Origin of the sequence: Winogradskyella sp., assembly GCF_965228925.1 — a bacterium.
Lineage (GTDB): Bacteria > Bacteroidota > Bacteroidia > Flavobacteriales > Flavobacteriaceae > Winogradskyella.
Genome location: NZ_OZ245845.1, coordinates 1,212,111 through 1,227,089, shown reverse-complemented (window position 1 = coordinate 1,227,089; position 14,979 = coordinate 1,212,111). Strand labels below are relative to the sequence as shown.

Sequence of the window (14,979 nt, the reverse complement as noted above, 5' to 3'; positions counted from 1 at the left end):
TAACACTCTTATTAAAAAACCACATAGCTTTATGTTTTGTGGTTTTTTTATTTAATCTTCAATAGACTTAGCTCATCATTAGCATTCATTATTAACAGATGTAATTGCCCTTTTATGATAATACTTTCAATCGCTTTAACTTCCTTGTTAGAGATATTAACTAAGTCTTTATAAGTTGAAAAATCCCCAAGCTTTTTCGTAACAGTAAATCCATTAGAGGCATCATAACGGATGGTCTCGACTTCGGCATCATAAATACTACCAACACCTATAATTTCTATTATCTCGTCTCCATTAATATCAATAAATTCAAAGTCTAATGTAGGGCCGAATTGTGCTTCTTTAGGCAGTGGAATAAATTCAATAGTTCCTTTACCTTTATTCTCTATGTAATAAGACCTAAAGCTAGTTGCTTCTAAATGCAATGCCGTTTCAATAGTAGCTTCGCCATATATCTCCGTAATACTTGAATTGGCAAACTCACTAAAGGTGCCTATCTTTTCATTGAGAAATGGCGTTTGTTGTGAAGAGCATTCTTTACCGCGAACAGGAAACAACTCTCCATTAGAGGCTTTGCTCAGCGCTATATCGTAACTCTCATTATCATCAAAATAATTGGCATAAATGTGAAGTGGTTGGTCTTCCGTGGGATGAAACTTATTGTTTTCGCCAAAATTTCCAACAAAATAATCATCATCACCATCGCTATCGTAGTCCATAGTTTTTATGGTCTGAAACCATCCCGTTTTTGTACTGGTAGCTGAATCGTCTTTTGTAAAAATACCTTCATGATTATTGAAAAATGTCACCGGCATCCACGCTCCCACAACGATTAAATCTAGATCCCCATCGGCATCATAATCCGAAAATACGGCATCATTGACCAAACCGAGTGCTTTTAAACCTTGAGCTTTTTCCCGACTTATATCTACAAAGTTGCCATTTCTATTTTCCAATAAATACGAATTCGGTGCTTTTGGGTATTTTCCTGGGATAAGGCGTCCACCTACAAAGACATCCAAATCCCCATCGTTATCAAAGTCCCCAGCTGCTATGGCCTTTGTTATAGTTAATAGTTCTGGCAAAGTGCCTTTAAAGAAGTTCCCTTTTCCATCATTGAGATATAATCGATCTTGAAGTAAAGGGTTATTTTGGTCTTGACTGTAATTACCTGAAGCGACATATAAATCCAAATCCTTATCATTATCAGCGTCAAAAAACAAGGCATTATTATCATTGTAAGCCTTATCGCCTTCGAATAATTTTTGATTTGTTTGCTTAAAAATCCCTTGCTCATTCTGAATGTACAACTCAGAAGCATAGCCCATAGTATTACCTACAAAAATATCATCTAAGCCATCATTATTCACGTCAGCAACTTGCAAAGCATGGCCTATTGTAGATTGCTTCTGAGGCAACAGCAACTGCAAGCTGTAGTCATCATAATCAACCGATGTATGTTTATAATCTATCCCTAAGCCAGAAACCGGTATGGATGTAAATAATTGGTCTTTATGATTAGTAATTATACTTCTAGCTTTCGCCTCAGCATGCACCAAGTTTACCTCACTATTTGCTTCGACATTGGTTAATACTTGTGTTTTATTATCATTCCAAATAATTCTTAGACTATCAATTTTTTCCGATGCTCCTAATCCGAAGTTGAGATGATGGCTTACAGATGATTGATAACCTCTACTCACATAGACCTCTTTTAATTGCTTATTATTTGCTGTATACACCTCGACCTTGGCACCGATACCATTTACATTTTGATTTTGGCCTTGCAATTTTACCTTTACATAATTGCCCACCGAGTTGTTTCTATATATCAAAGCCTTATCAGATTGATTGTTTAATACCAAATCCAAATCCCCATCATTGTCTAAATCGGCATAGGTCGCTCCGTTGGAATTTACGTTTGCACCAAAACCCAGATCAACTGAGCTATCCTTAAACGTATAATCCCCTTGGTTTATAAACATATAGTTGGGCAGTTTTTCTGAGGGTATTAGTTTGAGTGCTTCTTTTAAGGTTTCTTCGTTATCATAGTCTAAATCTTTACCGCGCATGGCCGTTCTAAAATCCTGATTGGTTAAATCCTTTTCTATACCATTGGTGACAAAAACATCATTAAAGCCATCGCTATTAAAATCTGCAATTAAAGGCGCCCAACTCCAATCCGTTTTTGCAATTCCCGATAATTGGCCTATATCACTAAATGTGTCATTCCCATTGTTGAGCTGTAACATATTAGACATATATTGATGATGATAGCCGTTTTTAACCATACGATTAAATTTAGCGGTATTCATCGATGCCATATTTTCCTTACCGCGTTTTCTATCTGCAGCCAACATATCCAGAACAATAAGATCTGGTAGTAAATCATTATTAATATCCGCAAAATCCGAGCCCATACTATTATTCGGAATGTGCTTAAAAGCCTCTAGAACCCTATTGGTAAACCCCCCATTTTTATTATTGATATATAAAAAATCGGGTTCTAAAAAATCATTAGCCACATAGATATCTGGCCACGAATCGTTATTAAAGTCGCCTATTGAAGCACTTAAACTCCAGGCTTTTTCCGAAGATATACCTGAAGTTTTAGAAACATTTTTATAGGTTCCATTATCATTCTTAAATAGCATATCTCTACTATCCGTTTTTAAGCTTGCCTGTTGTTGAGGGTCGAGAATTAAAGTCTTGCTGTTAGCATCCGTACTATGGTTCACCAAATACATATCGAGATCCCCATCTTTGTCATAGTCAAAAAAATAGGCTTGGGTAGAAAAACTGTACTCTTTTAGTCCATATTTTACAGCTTCTTCCTTAAAGGTATTATTCTTTTGATTGATAAAAAGTTGATTCTGTCTTAAGCTTCTGTCATTTAAAGATGCCGATTTACAAACGTAGATATCTAGCCAGCCATCATTATTGATATCTATCATGGTCACCCCAGTAGACCAACCCTTATCATCTTTAACTCCAGCACTATCAGTGATATCTTCAAAGACGAAATGACCCTTGTTTAAATATAATTTGTTAGTGTTTTGGTTCGATGTAAAATAAAGGTCCTCTAAACCATCATTATTAATATCTCCCACGGCAACTCCGCCACCGTTGTATATATAGCTGTATTTTAAAAAATTAAAATCTACCGTTTCTTCAATTTTATTTTCAAAGTCTACATTTGAATGTGTCGATGGAATAGTGGTAAATAAGGTATTGGAATCATCCTCATAGGGAACGGTCTTGTCTTTACAGTTAAGACAAACTAGAAAACAGGCTATGAAATAATTCCTATAATTCATTAGAGGTCATTGTATCACGAATTTAAGTACTTTTAGATGAATCGAAACTCCTAAACACTTTATTTCAATTAAATTTTGCCTAAAATCTTATCCATTACCCAAGCTGTATGTGTTGCTGTAAGGCCGGTGGAAGGGTGTTGAAAATTCAACCCCAGGTGCTTACTCATATTTTCGACATGAAACTGTTGAATATGCTTAGGGTTTTCAATCCAAAATTCTTTTTGCTCATTAGATACCTCTAGTTGAATCGGTTTTTCTAAAAATACTGAAAAACTAAGCTCCCCCTCACTCCCTATTATCCTTACCCTGTCTTCTCTTTTATAGGCCCCAAAATTCCAAGATGCCGATCCGAGAGCACCTGATTTATGGAGCCATGAACCCGAAATCGCGTCCTTGGCCGAATACAGATTTTGTTGGTTTAGAGCAATACCTTTAGCCTCTTCTATTTCGCCCAATAAATAGATAAATAAATCTAATCCATGACTGGCCAAGTCATCAAAGTAACCTGCAGACGCAATCTTAGCATCTGTTCGCCAGTTATAGGCCTTGGATTTGTCCAAATCACTTGCCGTACGACTTAAATACCAATAGATATGTCTTATATCGCCTATGGCTTTCTCTTTTAATAAGGATTTAACTTTGTTAAACCTTGGCAATGATCTTCGATAGTAGGCGACAAATAAGGGTAGATTTTGTTTTTCAAATGCTGCATTTATAGCTAGGCATTCTTCATAGCTCGGTGCCATTGGTTTTTCTATACAGCATATCTTCCCTGCTTCTGCCACTTTTAATGCGTAATGGCTATGCGTGTCTGGCGGTGTGGCTATATAAACGGCATCCACTTCATCATTATTAATTAAGTCATCAGCATGGTTAAAGTACTTATCTACACCATGTCTTTGCGCGTAATCTTTTGCCAATTCCAAGTTGCGTCGCATTACGGCTACCAATTCAAAACCTTCGGTCATTTTGTAGGCAGGTCCACTTTTCACTTCAGTCACATTACCGCAACCAATAATTCCCCATTTTATAGTCTGTTTCATACCTGCTACTACATCTGTTTTACAGCTTCCAGCTCTACTTTTAATTCTTGAAACATGGTCATAATACTACTGAGCTTTAGTTCTTTTTCATCATACTCCTGGGTATTGATACAACAGGTAAACTCCCAAAGCTCTAGGATATTGCTTTTAGGTACTAAATAGGGTTGGTACGATTTATTGTCAGAGCTCAACAGTAAGCTATCTGCATTTTTCTCAGTCATGTAAATGCGCTTATACACCAGACCGTCATCTTTTGTTAAAACAATGTAAGTTCTTCCATTTTTAACTTCATTCATATCTTCGACAAATTTGGCAACTACAAAAGCACCATCCTTAACAGGCAACATAGAATCGCCTTTTATTGGGAAGGCTCTATGCGTCCCTGTAGGCAGAAAAGGTAATTTAATTTTTTGAAGCTGTTCTATATACTCTGGATCATCGTAACCCGACAAATATCCCGCTGAAGCTTTTGCAGGTACAATTTCGATAAGGTCCTCATTATTTTCATTAACAGTTATCGGAAACAATACGCGTTTATTCCCCACTTCAATAAATGAGGTATCCTTGGCTTTGCGCAAATCTTTACGCACCAAAATATCAATAGGAATATTGAAATAATTAGACAAGTCTACTAAACGGTCAATTGGTGGCTCACTTCGCCCTTCTTCATAAGAGCCTACCATGGAACGCGTCCAGCCTAAATCATCGGCAAAGCGCTCTTGGGAATGTTTTTTCAAGGCTCTTAGGTGTCTTATGTTAATGTGAATCGGTTTCATTTGAACTTAATTTTAACAGTATTTGCTACAAATATAAGCAACAATAACTACATATAATAGCTAATTTTGTCAGAACCCCTATGTATTTAAATTGTCACACATATTACAGCCTGCGATACGGTACTGTAAAACCCGAGCGCTTACTTGCTATTGCTTCAGAAAATGGTGTGCAGACCTTAGCACTTACGGATATTAATACCACCTCAGCATGTTTAGATATTGTAAGACTTTCTGAGACCTATAAGATAAAACCTGTTCTTGGCGTCGATTTTAGAAATAAAGTACAGCAGGCATTTATTCTTATTGCTAAAAACAATAATGGGTTTCAAAATATAAATCAGTATTTATCTAAATTTCTTCATCATCAAGATTTAAAAATTCCCGAGCGACTTGATGAAGCTCTAGAAGATTGTTTTGTGATTTACCCTTATCAAAAAGGGAAAGATTTTGAACTAAAAACTAATGAATTTTTAGGGATTTCGCCCAAAGACCTCAATCAACTAAAATTTTCAAAATGGAATAAACATCGAGAAAAACTAGTCATCTTAAAAACAGTATCCTTTCAAAATAAAAAAGGATTTAATACTCATCGTTTACTGCGTGCCATCGACAACAATACATTATTGAGCAAACTGCCAAAATCTGAAGAAGGTAATGAAAATGATATTATGTTGCCTTATGATGAACTATGCGACATCTATTCAGAATTCCCAACACTCATCAGTAACACCCAAAAGCTTTTAGACCATTGTACAATACGTTTCGATTTTAAAAGTACTGAACCTAAAAATCAAAAAGCGTTTACCGATAATGAAGCCTCAGACTATGAATTGTTAGAGCAGCTTACCTACCAAGGGATTTCATACCGTTATGGGGATGACGTTGATCCTAAAATCTATAAGCGTATTGAAAAGGAACTCAGCATTATTAAACAAAAAGGCTTTGTATCCTATTTTTTAATCAATTGGAAAATCTTAGAATATGCTAGAAGCAAAGGGTACTTTTATGTGGGTCGTGGCAGTGGCGCCAATAGTATCATCGCTTACTTGTTAAGGATCACGGATGTTGATCCGATAGAATTAGATCTGTACTTTGAACGTTTCATTAATCTTTTTAGGCAGAATCCCCCAGATTTTGATATTGATTTTTCGTGGAAAGACCGAGAAGACATTACACAATTTATCTTCAAAAGTTTTAAGCATACTGCACTTTTAACGGTTTATAATACCTTTAAATTCAGAGCTTCAGTAAGAGAGTTGGGCAAGGTGTTCGGATTACCAAAAGCTGAAATAGATAAACTTACAGCAGGCAAGTTTAATGTCAATAAATTAGACCGACTATCACTGCTCGTGCTCAAGTACAGTCGATATATCGAAGGGTTTCCTAACTATTTGGGAATTCATGCAGGAGGCATTTTAATTTCTGAGAAATCTATCCATTACTACGGTGCCACTTTTATGCCCCCAAAAGGATTCCCCACGACACAATTTGATATGATTGCAGCCGAAGATATAGGACTCTATAAATTTGATATCTTAAGTCAACGCGGCTTAGGAAAAATTAAAGATGCTGTAAATATTGTGGCTTATAACCACCCTAATCAGCCAAAGCTCGACATTCATGATATTAAGCGCTTTAAAGCAGATAAACGCATAAAATACCTTTTAAAAAATGCCAAGGCCATTGGGTGTTTCTATGTGGAATCTCCTGCTATGCGCATGCTTTTAAAAAAGCTACAAGTCAATGATTATTTGGGCCTAGTCGCTGCAAGCTCTGTAATTCGTCCTGGAGTAGCCAAGAGCGGTATGATGCGTCAATATATATTGCGTTATCGCTATCCTGAAAAACGGCGAGAAGCGCATCCAGTATTAGCCAATCTTATGCCAGATACTTATGGTGTTATGGTCTATCAGGAAGATGTCATCAAAGTTGCCCACTATTTTGGTGGTCTTACGCTCGGCGAAGCCGACATGCTACGTCGTGGTATGTCTGGTAAGTTTCGGTCGCGTGATGAATTCTTAAAGGTAAAACAACAGTTCTTTGATAACTGCAGAAATGATGGAAAACCCTATGAATTTGTTGCCGATGTATGGCGACAAATCGAAAGTTTTGCCGGTTATGCTTTTGCAAAAGGACATTCTGCCTCATACGCCGTAGAAAGTTATCAAAGTCTATTCTTAAAGGCCTATTATCCTCTAGAATATATGACTGCCACTATCAATAACTTTGGCGGGTTTTATCGAACAGAGCTCTACGTACACGAAGCCAGAATGCACGGTGGAAATATCGAATCCCCTTGTGTAAACAACAGTTCTAAAGAGGCCATAATAAAGGGCAAAACCATCTTTCTTGGCCTTATGTTTTTACAATCTTTAGAGTCTAAAACTATTGAACGTATACTTATAGAACGTCTTAAGAATGGTAAATTCAAGTCCCTTGATGATTTTATAGAACGCGTGCCTATTTCTATAGAACAGATTAGTATTTTAATAAAAATCAATGCCTTCAGGTTTGCGAAAATTAATAAGCGAGAACTGCTCTGGGAAGCGCATTTAAAGATTAGTAAAACGGTAGTGCAAGAGCATATAATGACCTTATTTAAGACAGAAAAAATAAATTATAAAACACCTGAGCTATCCCATACGGACTTAGAAAATGCTTTTGATGAGATAGAATTGTTAGGCTTTCCGCTATGCAACCCTTTTTATCTTTTAGAGCAACCTCGTCCTGGTAAGATGCGTGCTAGGCATTTATTAGCCTTTAAAGATAAATACATAAGTATTAAAGGCTATTTAATAACCACGAAAAATACCAGTACTTCTAATGGTAAGCGTATGTATTTCGGTACATTTTTGGACTATGATGGCGATTTTATAGATACAGTCCACTTTCCTCCTGTTGCTGCCAAATACCCATTTAGAGGTCACGGAATCTATGAAATCACCGGAAAGGTTATGGTAGAATTCGACTGTGTCAATATCGAAGTTTCACGTATGGAACGTGCGGCTATTATTGAAGATCCACGTTATGCTATAAAATCGTTAAATCCGACATTTCAAAAGAAGAAAAGTTTTAAAGACCTAAAAAATATGAACCGTGTTTAAAATGTCACTTCGAGTGTCCCGACTGTGGTCGTTGAGGCAGCTCGAGACGTAAACGTCGAGATGTACTTCGACAGGCTCAGTAGAACGATCGAGAAGTCTGTTTGCTTAAAAGTTCTCGATACGTTAATTTTTATCATTTTAATTCTAAAAATCACCACTCGAACTAACCCTATAATTAATATTATGATTAACAGTCGTGCTATAGTACATATGGATTTAGACACTTTTTTTGTGTCTTGCGAACGTCTCCTCGATAGTCGTCTTAATGATAAACCTGTACTTATTGGCGGTACTAGCGATAGAGGCGTTGTGGCATCTTGCAGTTATGAAGCGCGAAAATTTGGCATACACTCTGCGATGCCCATGCGCATGGCAAAACAGCTTTGTCCAGAAGCCATCGTACTTAGAGGTAACTCAGGTATTTATACTAAGTTTTCACAAAATGTTACAGACGTTATAAAAGAAACCGTTCCACTTTATGAAAAAACATCTATTGATGAGTTCTATCTAGATCTGACCGGTATGGATAAATTCTTTGGTTGCCATAAATTGGCTTTAGAGTTGCGCCAACGCATTATTAAAGAAACCGGGTTACCCATTTCATTTGGACTATCCATCAATAAAACCGTTTCAAAAATAGCCACAGGAGAAGCAAAACCCAATAACCAAATACACATTATGACAGGGACTGAAAAACCTTTTCTAGCCCCCTTATCGGTAAAAAAAATCCCTATGGTTGGCCATGTGACTTATAAAGCATTATGCGATCTGGGCGTAAAGCGCATCCAGACCGTTCAAGACATGCCTATGGAGCTGATGTACAAAGTCCTCGGTAAAAATGGACTCTCCATTTGGAAAAAAGCAAATGGTATAGACAACAGCCCTGTCATTCAATATCACGAGCGTAAATCCATTTCCACAGAACGCACTTTTGGACAAGACACCACAAATATCCATAAGCTAAAAGGTTTGGTCATTGCGATGGCAGAAAACTTAGCTTATCAATTGCGAAGAGGGAATAAACTAACGGCTTGTGTGACTTTTAAAATTCGTTATTCGGACTTCCAAACCTATACTCTGCAACAACGTATTCCTTATAGTGCCATGGACCATAATATTATTCCTGTTGTACTTGGGCTATTTAAAAAATTATACAATCGCAGATTATTAGTGCGGTTAATTGGGGTTCGTTTTAGCCATTTAGTAGAAGGCGGTCATCAAATCAATTTATTTGAAGACAACGAGATGCATCTCAATTTGGCACAAGCTATGGACAACATGCGCGAGCGTTATGGAGATAGAGCCGTGATGTGTGCTGCAGGTATGGAAGCTAAAACTATTAGTCGTTGGAATCCGTTTACAGGTGAACCGCCACCATTACTGGCTAATAGGCATCGTTAAAGGCACATATTTACCATTGTTATCCCTTAGAATCAAATAGCTGAAAAATCTATTTTAAATACCAGTTAAGTTTGTTCTTTTATCACTCTTTAACAACCTTAATTACTTTAAATTGATTGCCTATTGAAACCTTAACAAGGTATATCCCATTTGATAAACCGGAGAAATTCATTGCTGTAATAGATGTACTATCCTTAGATCTTAAATTCATCATTTCTTGACCTAAAAGATTATGTACAGTGACTTGATCTATATGCTCTGTTGTGTCAAAATTTAGTGTCTGGCCTACAGGGTTAGGATAGTAATCGAAATTATTGAAAGCCGTTTCATCAATACCTAAGGTTTCATTGTAAACTGATACTGAAAATGGTGCCCTAAAGGTTGAGAACGCATCATTAACAATAACAAAGTAACTCTCACCAGGTGTTAAGCCAGTTAAATCTAATCTTGAAAAGTTAAAGTTCCCGCTATTAAGGTCTGATCCAATAAATGCAAAATTTGTACAAGAACCCGATACTACTGCAATTGAAGTATTTGCAGCTATAAGCCCTGTTGAATCTGGTCCAGTTTCAATAGTGACATTACCGTCTAACGGAGCTATAAAACTGAACCATAGCCCATTAATATCGGTCCAAAGAAAAGAACTATCAACATTCTGGTCATCAAAAGTTGCGCCTACAGTCAACGATTCTGCATTTTCACATATCATATTGGTTGGCACAGGAGGATTATACGCAGAGATGGAAAATGGCACTACGAAATTCCCAAAGACCCTTACATAAACTGTTTCTCCTGGTGTACCTTCAATGATAATAGATGAAAAATCGTGTAAACTATAATTGGATATCCCACATCCTGGTAATTGCGTTAAAATATCGCAAGACGATCCTAGCCAAGCATCCATGCCTGAAACAAAATTTGTATTGCCTGTCAATACATCTGGACCTGTTTCAACTACTAGATGACCTTCAGGCGGTATTGTTGTTTGCACCCATATCTCACTGCTTACAGGCAATGCGCTACCATCATTGCATCCACCACCATCTTGTGTTGCATTGAGTGTTGCAAAATCCATTGGATTATCCTCAAAAGAAGTCCCAACTGTTAATGTAGTAGCCATTTCACAAATATCGTTGGGTGGTGGTCCTATTGCAGAAGGATTAGATATTCCATAAATATTCATGATCGCCCTGAAAAAAGCACCACTCCCCGGAATAACAAGAGTAACATCGGATGTCGAATTAGGATCAGAATCATTAATATCACTCAAATCACAGGTTCCTGAACTATTAAAGTAACTGAGGGTGCTACCTCCAAAAGAATTACCTCCCATCGAGAAAAAATGTGAGTCTAATTCTCCAGAACCTACTAAAATCGCATAATACACAACCTCATCTGTATTGAAAGTCAGTGGGCTTATTGGAATATTAACTAAACTATTATTATCTGAAGATCTCACCACATGATTGCCACTTGCTAGAATTGTTAAGTGACTTAACTCTATAATACTATTTGGAAAAGCATCATATCCATAATAATCGTCAAAGTAGTCGTTTCTGTCTATGGTTCCCACAAAATAGGTAAGTAATGTGTCATCTTCTGCTGCAGACTGGGCAAACTCAAGATTGGTTACCATAAATGTTCCGGGATCGATGATATTGCTATCTACATAACGTTGCAAATCATAAAATCTATAAAATGAATTGTCATGATATTCATTGGTTGAATTCGTAAAACAAGCTATACCTTCTTCAATAGTGTCTGGGTCATTAGATTCAGATAACCTAACAAATGGAATGTTTGGTGACGTTTGAGCATTAATACTTAAGCTTGTTACTACCAATAGCAAAAAGTGTATTTTATTTTTCATGAGCTAAGGGGTTATATACTAAATAATAAATGTATAGTATATATGGATGAAGCTCAATCTTTTAATCTCTACACGATATCTACATGTATAAATTCTTGAAGAGAAATTTGAGAAAATTTGAAAACGTAGTGGTATATCATAAAGAGGCTTTAAAACCTAACTAAATAAGCTTTAAGAAATCATTGAGATTGGTAGTATTGTCTAGGTTTAACTTTTTTCGCAAGCGATACCTTTTCATGTCTACACTCTTAGATTCTATATTAAGTATGGCGGCTACCTCTTTTGACGAAAAATCAATTCTTAAAAGTGCCGCTAAGCGAATTTCATCTTTAGTTAACTCTGGATATTTTGCTTCCATATTTCTGAAAAAAGTTGCTTGTTCGCGGTCTAATTTCATTTTAAAAATCTCTTTATCCTTTTCAAAAGATTGGGTCTCTCTCAGTTTTATATCAATTAATTCTAACTTTTCATTGCCCAAATTGGAACCTTCTTTTTTTAATGATTTTATGGTTCCTCTAAGTTGATCAATAAAGTTAATACGTTGTAGAATGTTTAAAGCGAAACCATTTAATTCTTTAGACTTAACTTCAACTTCCAATGCCATACGCTCTTTTTCTAATGTTACATTTTGCAGTTGAGTTTCAAATATCAGTTTTTGATTACGATTGAGTTTTAGTTTTTGTGCTTGATTTTTCCACACAAAAAAGCTCAATAATGCAATTAGAAGAATTCCAAAACTCAAGGCCCAAATTGTTTTTGACTTTAGTTCTTCTTCTTTTTCAAGTAATTTTACTTGGTTTTCTTTTAGAGCTATTTCACCTTGATGTTTTAATTTTTCCTGCGCTATCTCATGTTTTTTCTCAACCTCTGCAACACTTCTTATATTGTCTTCGTTAAGTAAGGAGTCTTTTAGCACAAAATGGTTTTTCCATAGGCCTAAGGCCTCTTTATGTTTACGTTGGGATTCGTAAATCAAAGCCAGTTTTTCATATGCATCCCGAAGCACAGCCAAATCATTTGACGCTTTAGCAGAAGTAATAGCCCGCTTTGTGTAATCAACAGCTTTATTAATATCACCTTCGTTATAATAGCACCAGCCTAGTTTATGTAATGCTGAGGTAATAAAATAATTTCGCTTGATTTCTTTGGCTATTTCATAGCCTTTTAAAAGACGTTCTTTAGCTTTTTTAAACGCATTCATTTCCAATAGCACATTACCAGAATTAAGAAGCGTTAAGGCAAGTCCGAATTTAAACCCTTCTGTTTCGCTATACGCTAGCCCTTTTTCGTAGTATTGCAATGCTTTTTCGTAATCTCTTTTAGCCTCATATACACTACCAATACTACTCAAAATCCTTACGGATACTTTATGGTTTTTTTGAAGTTCGCTCATTTTTAAAGCATCTTCAAAATATAAGAGTGCGTTGTCATAGTCATTTTGCCTTTTATAAAGTACACCAATTGAATTTAATGCGGTGGATACTCCTGAAGTATCCTTAAGTTGCTTACGCAAATCTTTAGATTCGAGCAAGTATTCCAAGCCACTATCAAAATCACCAAACTTAATTAAGTTAGAGCCTAAATTGAATAATCCTCTTGCCACACCTAGTGTATCCTTAATTTCCCTTTTTATTTCAACAGCGCTTCTATATAGCGAAATTGCTTCTGCATAATTGCCCTGAGCATTATTACAGCTTCCCAAATTATTGAGGCTCATCGACAAATACTTTTTATGATCATTAGATGTGGCTACATCTTTTAATCTTGTATAAATTAGTTTGGCAGAGTCTAATTGATGGTTTCTATAATAAATATTGCCATAAAGTGCTAGAGCTTTCATTTCACAATCTGGACAGAATGTAGATAGGTTTTCTATTTCTAAGGAAGCTTTAAGCTGTTCAATAGCCATTTGAGTATCTTTACCCACGCTTTCTTTAGCTTCTTTAAATAAAGCATTAAACTTTGTAGTATCTGCTAATTTTTGGGTATCGTTTTGAGAAATTGAATAGCAACTATTTAGTACGACTAAAATCCCAAATACTAATCTTAAGGAAATCTGCATGATAACTATTCGTTTTTACTAAAATTACAGAATATTTCATTTTCAACCAATCGTGATTTTTAACAGGTTATAATGTCTCAAGGAAAGAGTTCCCCGATGCTTTTATTTACAGTGTCTTCAAAAGAACGCTTTATATCTTAATTCACTTCTGTAGAGATTATGTAGAGATAAAACCATCTAGAATAATAACATTGAAAAGCGATAATTTTTTATCGAAAAAAGAAATTTTACTAAACAATATCCTCTTCGTATTTTTGAATTCATGCTCCCTAAAAAACTCGATAAAAAACTAGAAGAACGTATAGCTAATAACGCATTTCGAAAGCTTGGGCAATCCAATAACTTAGTCGACTTTTCTTCAAATGACTATTTAGGTTTTTCCAAGTCTCAAGGCATCTTTGATGCCTCCCATCGCTATTTAGTAAAACATGGCCTCAAACAAAATGGTGCTACGGGCTCACGCCTATTATCAGGAAACCATCAACTCTATACCGAAGTCGAAACGCAACTTTGCGCCATCCACAATAGTAAAACGGTATTGATCTGTAATTCGGGATATGATGCTAATATTGGTTTATTATCATCTATTCCCCAACGAGGTGATATTATACTTTATGATGAACTGGTCCATGCCTCTATAAGAGATGGCATCACCATGAGCAATGCCAAATCCTATAAGTTTAAGCACAATGATTTAGAAGATTTAGCAGAGATGCTGAAACGAGTTCAGCATGACAATGCGGAAATTTATGTTGTTACAGAATCGGTTTTCTCAATGGATGGTGATTCTCCTGATCTGAAAACAATGTCTCAGATGAGTAAAACCTACAATGCCCATCTTATAGTGGACGAAGCCCATGCTGTTGGTATTTTTAATATGGGTTTGGTACAAGCATTAGGTTTGGAGTCTGATATTTTTGTTAGAATTATCACTTTTGGCAAAGCTTTGGGTTGTCATGGGGCAGCAATCTTAGGCCCAAAAGGTTTAAAAGATTACCTTATCAATTTTTCTCGTTCTTTTATATATACGACGGCTTTGCCCCCACATGCTTTAGCGACAATGCTCATGGCTTATGATGCATTGAAAAGCACCGACCAAATACAAAAACTTAGAGAACGTATTAAATTTTTCGAAGCTGAAATCATCAGGCAGCAGCTTTCCCATGCATTCATCAATAGCCAATCTGCCATACACTCTTGTATTATATCTGGAAACGAACGCATCAAAAAAATTGCCCAACAACTTCATTACAAAGGCTTTGATGTAAAGCCTATTCTATCGCCTACGGTCCCGGAGGGAAAAGAACGTCTAAGATTTTGTCTACACAGCTATAATTCTAAAGCAGAAATTTCGGAAGTCTTGAGCCTGTTGGCTACCTTTGTGTCGCAGTCATGCTGAACTAGTT

General features: G+C 36.2%; 8 protein-coding genes. 3 read left to right on the top strand and 5 right to left on the bottom strand.

The window, feature by feature from the left end:
- Positions 1-47 precede the first annotated feature (47 nt).
- The 3 genes from ACO052_RS05115 to ACO052_RS05105 form a co-directional block, all read right to left on the bottom strand.
- The gene (locus ACO052_RS05115; RefSeq protein ID WP_422106921.1) at positions 48-3,317 is read right to left on the bottom strand and encodes a VCBS repeat-containing protein; all 3,270 of its coding nucleotides are present in this window, start codon (positions 3,315-3,317) and stop codon (positions 48-50) included.
- 68 nt (positions 3,318-3,385) lie between these two features.
- Positions 3,386-4,360, bottom strand: coding sequence for a Gfo/Idh/MocA family protein (locus tag ACO052_RS05110; protein ID WP_422106920.1), 975 nt, complete (start codon positions 4,358-4,360; stop codon positions 3,386-3,388).
- Between the two features lie 8 nt (positions 4,361-4,368).
- Positions 4,369-5,136, bottom strand: coding sequence for an XRE family transcriptional regulator (locus ACO052_RS05105; RefSeq protein ID WP_422106919.1), 768 nt, complete (start codon positions 5,134-5,136; stop codon positions 4,369-4,371).
- Positions 5,137-5,216: 80 nt separating this feature from the next.
- On the opposite strand from ACO052_RS05105, the gene ACO052_RS05100 reads away from it, so the two are divergent.
- Both ACO052_RS05100 and dinB read left to right on the top strand, forming a co-directional pair.
- Complete coding sequence (locus tag ACO052_RS05100) at positions 5,217-8,240, top strand: DNA polymerase III subunit alpha (RefSeq protein ID WP_422106918.1); 3,024 nt, start codon at positions 5,217-5,219, stop codon at positions 8,238-8,240.
- A 183-nt stretch (positions 8,241-8,423) separates the two neighbouring features.
- Positions 8,424-9,641, top strand: coding sequence for a DNA polymerase IV (gene dinB, locus ACO052_RS05095; protein WP_422106917.1), 1,218 nt, complete (start codon positions 8,424-8,426; stop codon positions 9,639-9,641).
- A gap of 82 nt (positions 9,642-9,723) precedes the next feature.
- Here dinB and ACO052_RS05090 read toward each other — a convergent pair whose 3' ends face one another.
- Together ACO052_RS05090 and ACO052_RS05085 are read right to left on the bottom strand one after the other, a co-directional pair.
- Positions 9,724-11,511 (bottom strand): T9SS type A sorting domain-containing protein, encoded by a 1,788-nt coding sequence (locus ACO052_RS05090; protein WP_422106916.1) that lies wholly within the window; start codon positions 11,509-11,511, stop codon positions 9,724-9,726.
- A gap of 160 nt (positions 11,512-11,671) precedes the next feature.
- On the bottom strand, positions 11,672-13,573 hold the full coding sequence (locus tag ACO052_RS05085) for a tetratricopeptide repeat protein (protein ID WP_422106915.1): 1,902 nt from the start codon (positions 13,571-13,573) through the stop codon (positions 11,672-11,674).
- A gap of 262 nt (positions 13,574-13,835) precedes the next feature.
- On the opposite strand from ACO052_RS05085, the gene ACO052_RS05080 reads away from it, so the two are divergent.
- A complete protein-coding gene (locus tag ACO052_RS05080) occupies positions 13,836-14,972 on the top strand; it encodes an aminotransferase class I/II-fold pyridoxal phosphate-dependent enzyme (protein WP_422106914.1) in 1,137 nt (378 codons plus the stop codon).
- The last annotated feature ends 7 nt before the right edge of the window (positions 14,973-14,979 follow it).

Bases quoted from the DNA above. Each gene is read 5' to 3' on its own strand.
- ACO052_RS05115 (WP_422106921.1), bottom strand. From the start codon at position 3,317: ATGAATTATAGGAATTATTTCATAGCCTGTTTTCTAGTTTGTCTTAAC.
- ACO052_RS05110 (WP_422106920.1), bottom strand. From the start codon at position 4,360: ATGAAACAGACTATAAAATGGGGAATTATTGGTTGCGGTAATGTGACT.
- ACO052_RS05105 (WP_422106919.1), bottom strand. From the start codon at position 5,136: ATGAAACCGATTCACATTAACATAAGACACCTAAGAGCCTTGAAAAAA.
- ACO052_RS05100 (WP_422106918.1), top strand. From the start codon at position 5,217: ATGTATTTAAATTGTCACACATATTACAGCCTGCGATACGGTACTGTA.
- dinB (WP_422106917.1), top strand. From the start codon at position 8,424: ATGATTAACAGTCGTGCTATAGTACATATGGATTTAGACACTTTTTTT.
- ACO052_RS05090 (WP_422106916.1), bottom strand. From the start codon at position 11,511: ATGAAAAATAAAATACACTTTTTGCTATTGGTAGTAACAAGCTTAAGT.
- ACO052_RS05085 (WP_422106915.1), bottom strand. From the start codon at position 13,573: ATGCAGATTTCCTTAAGATTAGTATTTGGGATTTTAGTCGTACTAAAT.
- ACO052_RS05080 (WP_422106914.1), top strand. From the start codon at position 13,836: ATGCTCCCTAAAAAACTCGATAAAAAACTAGAAGAACGTATAGCTAAT.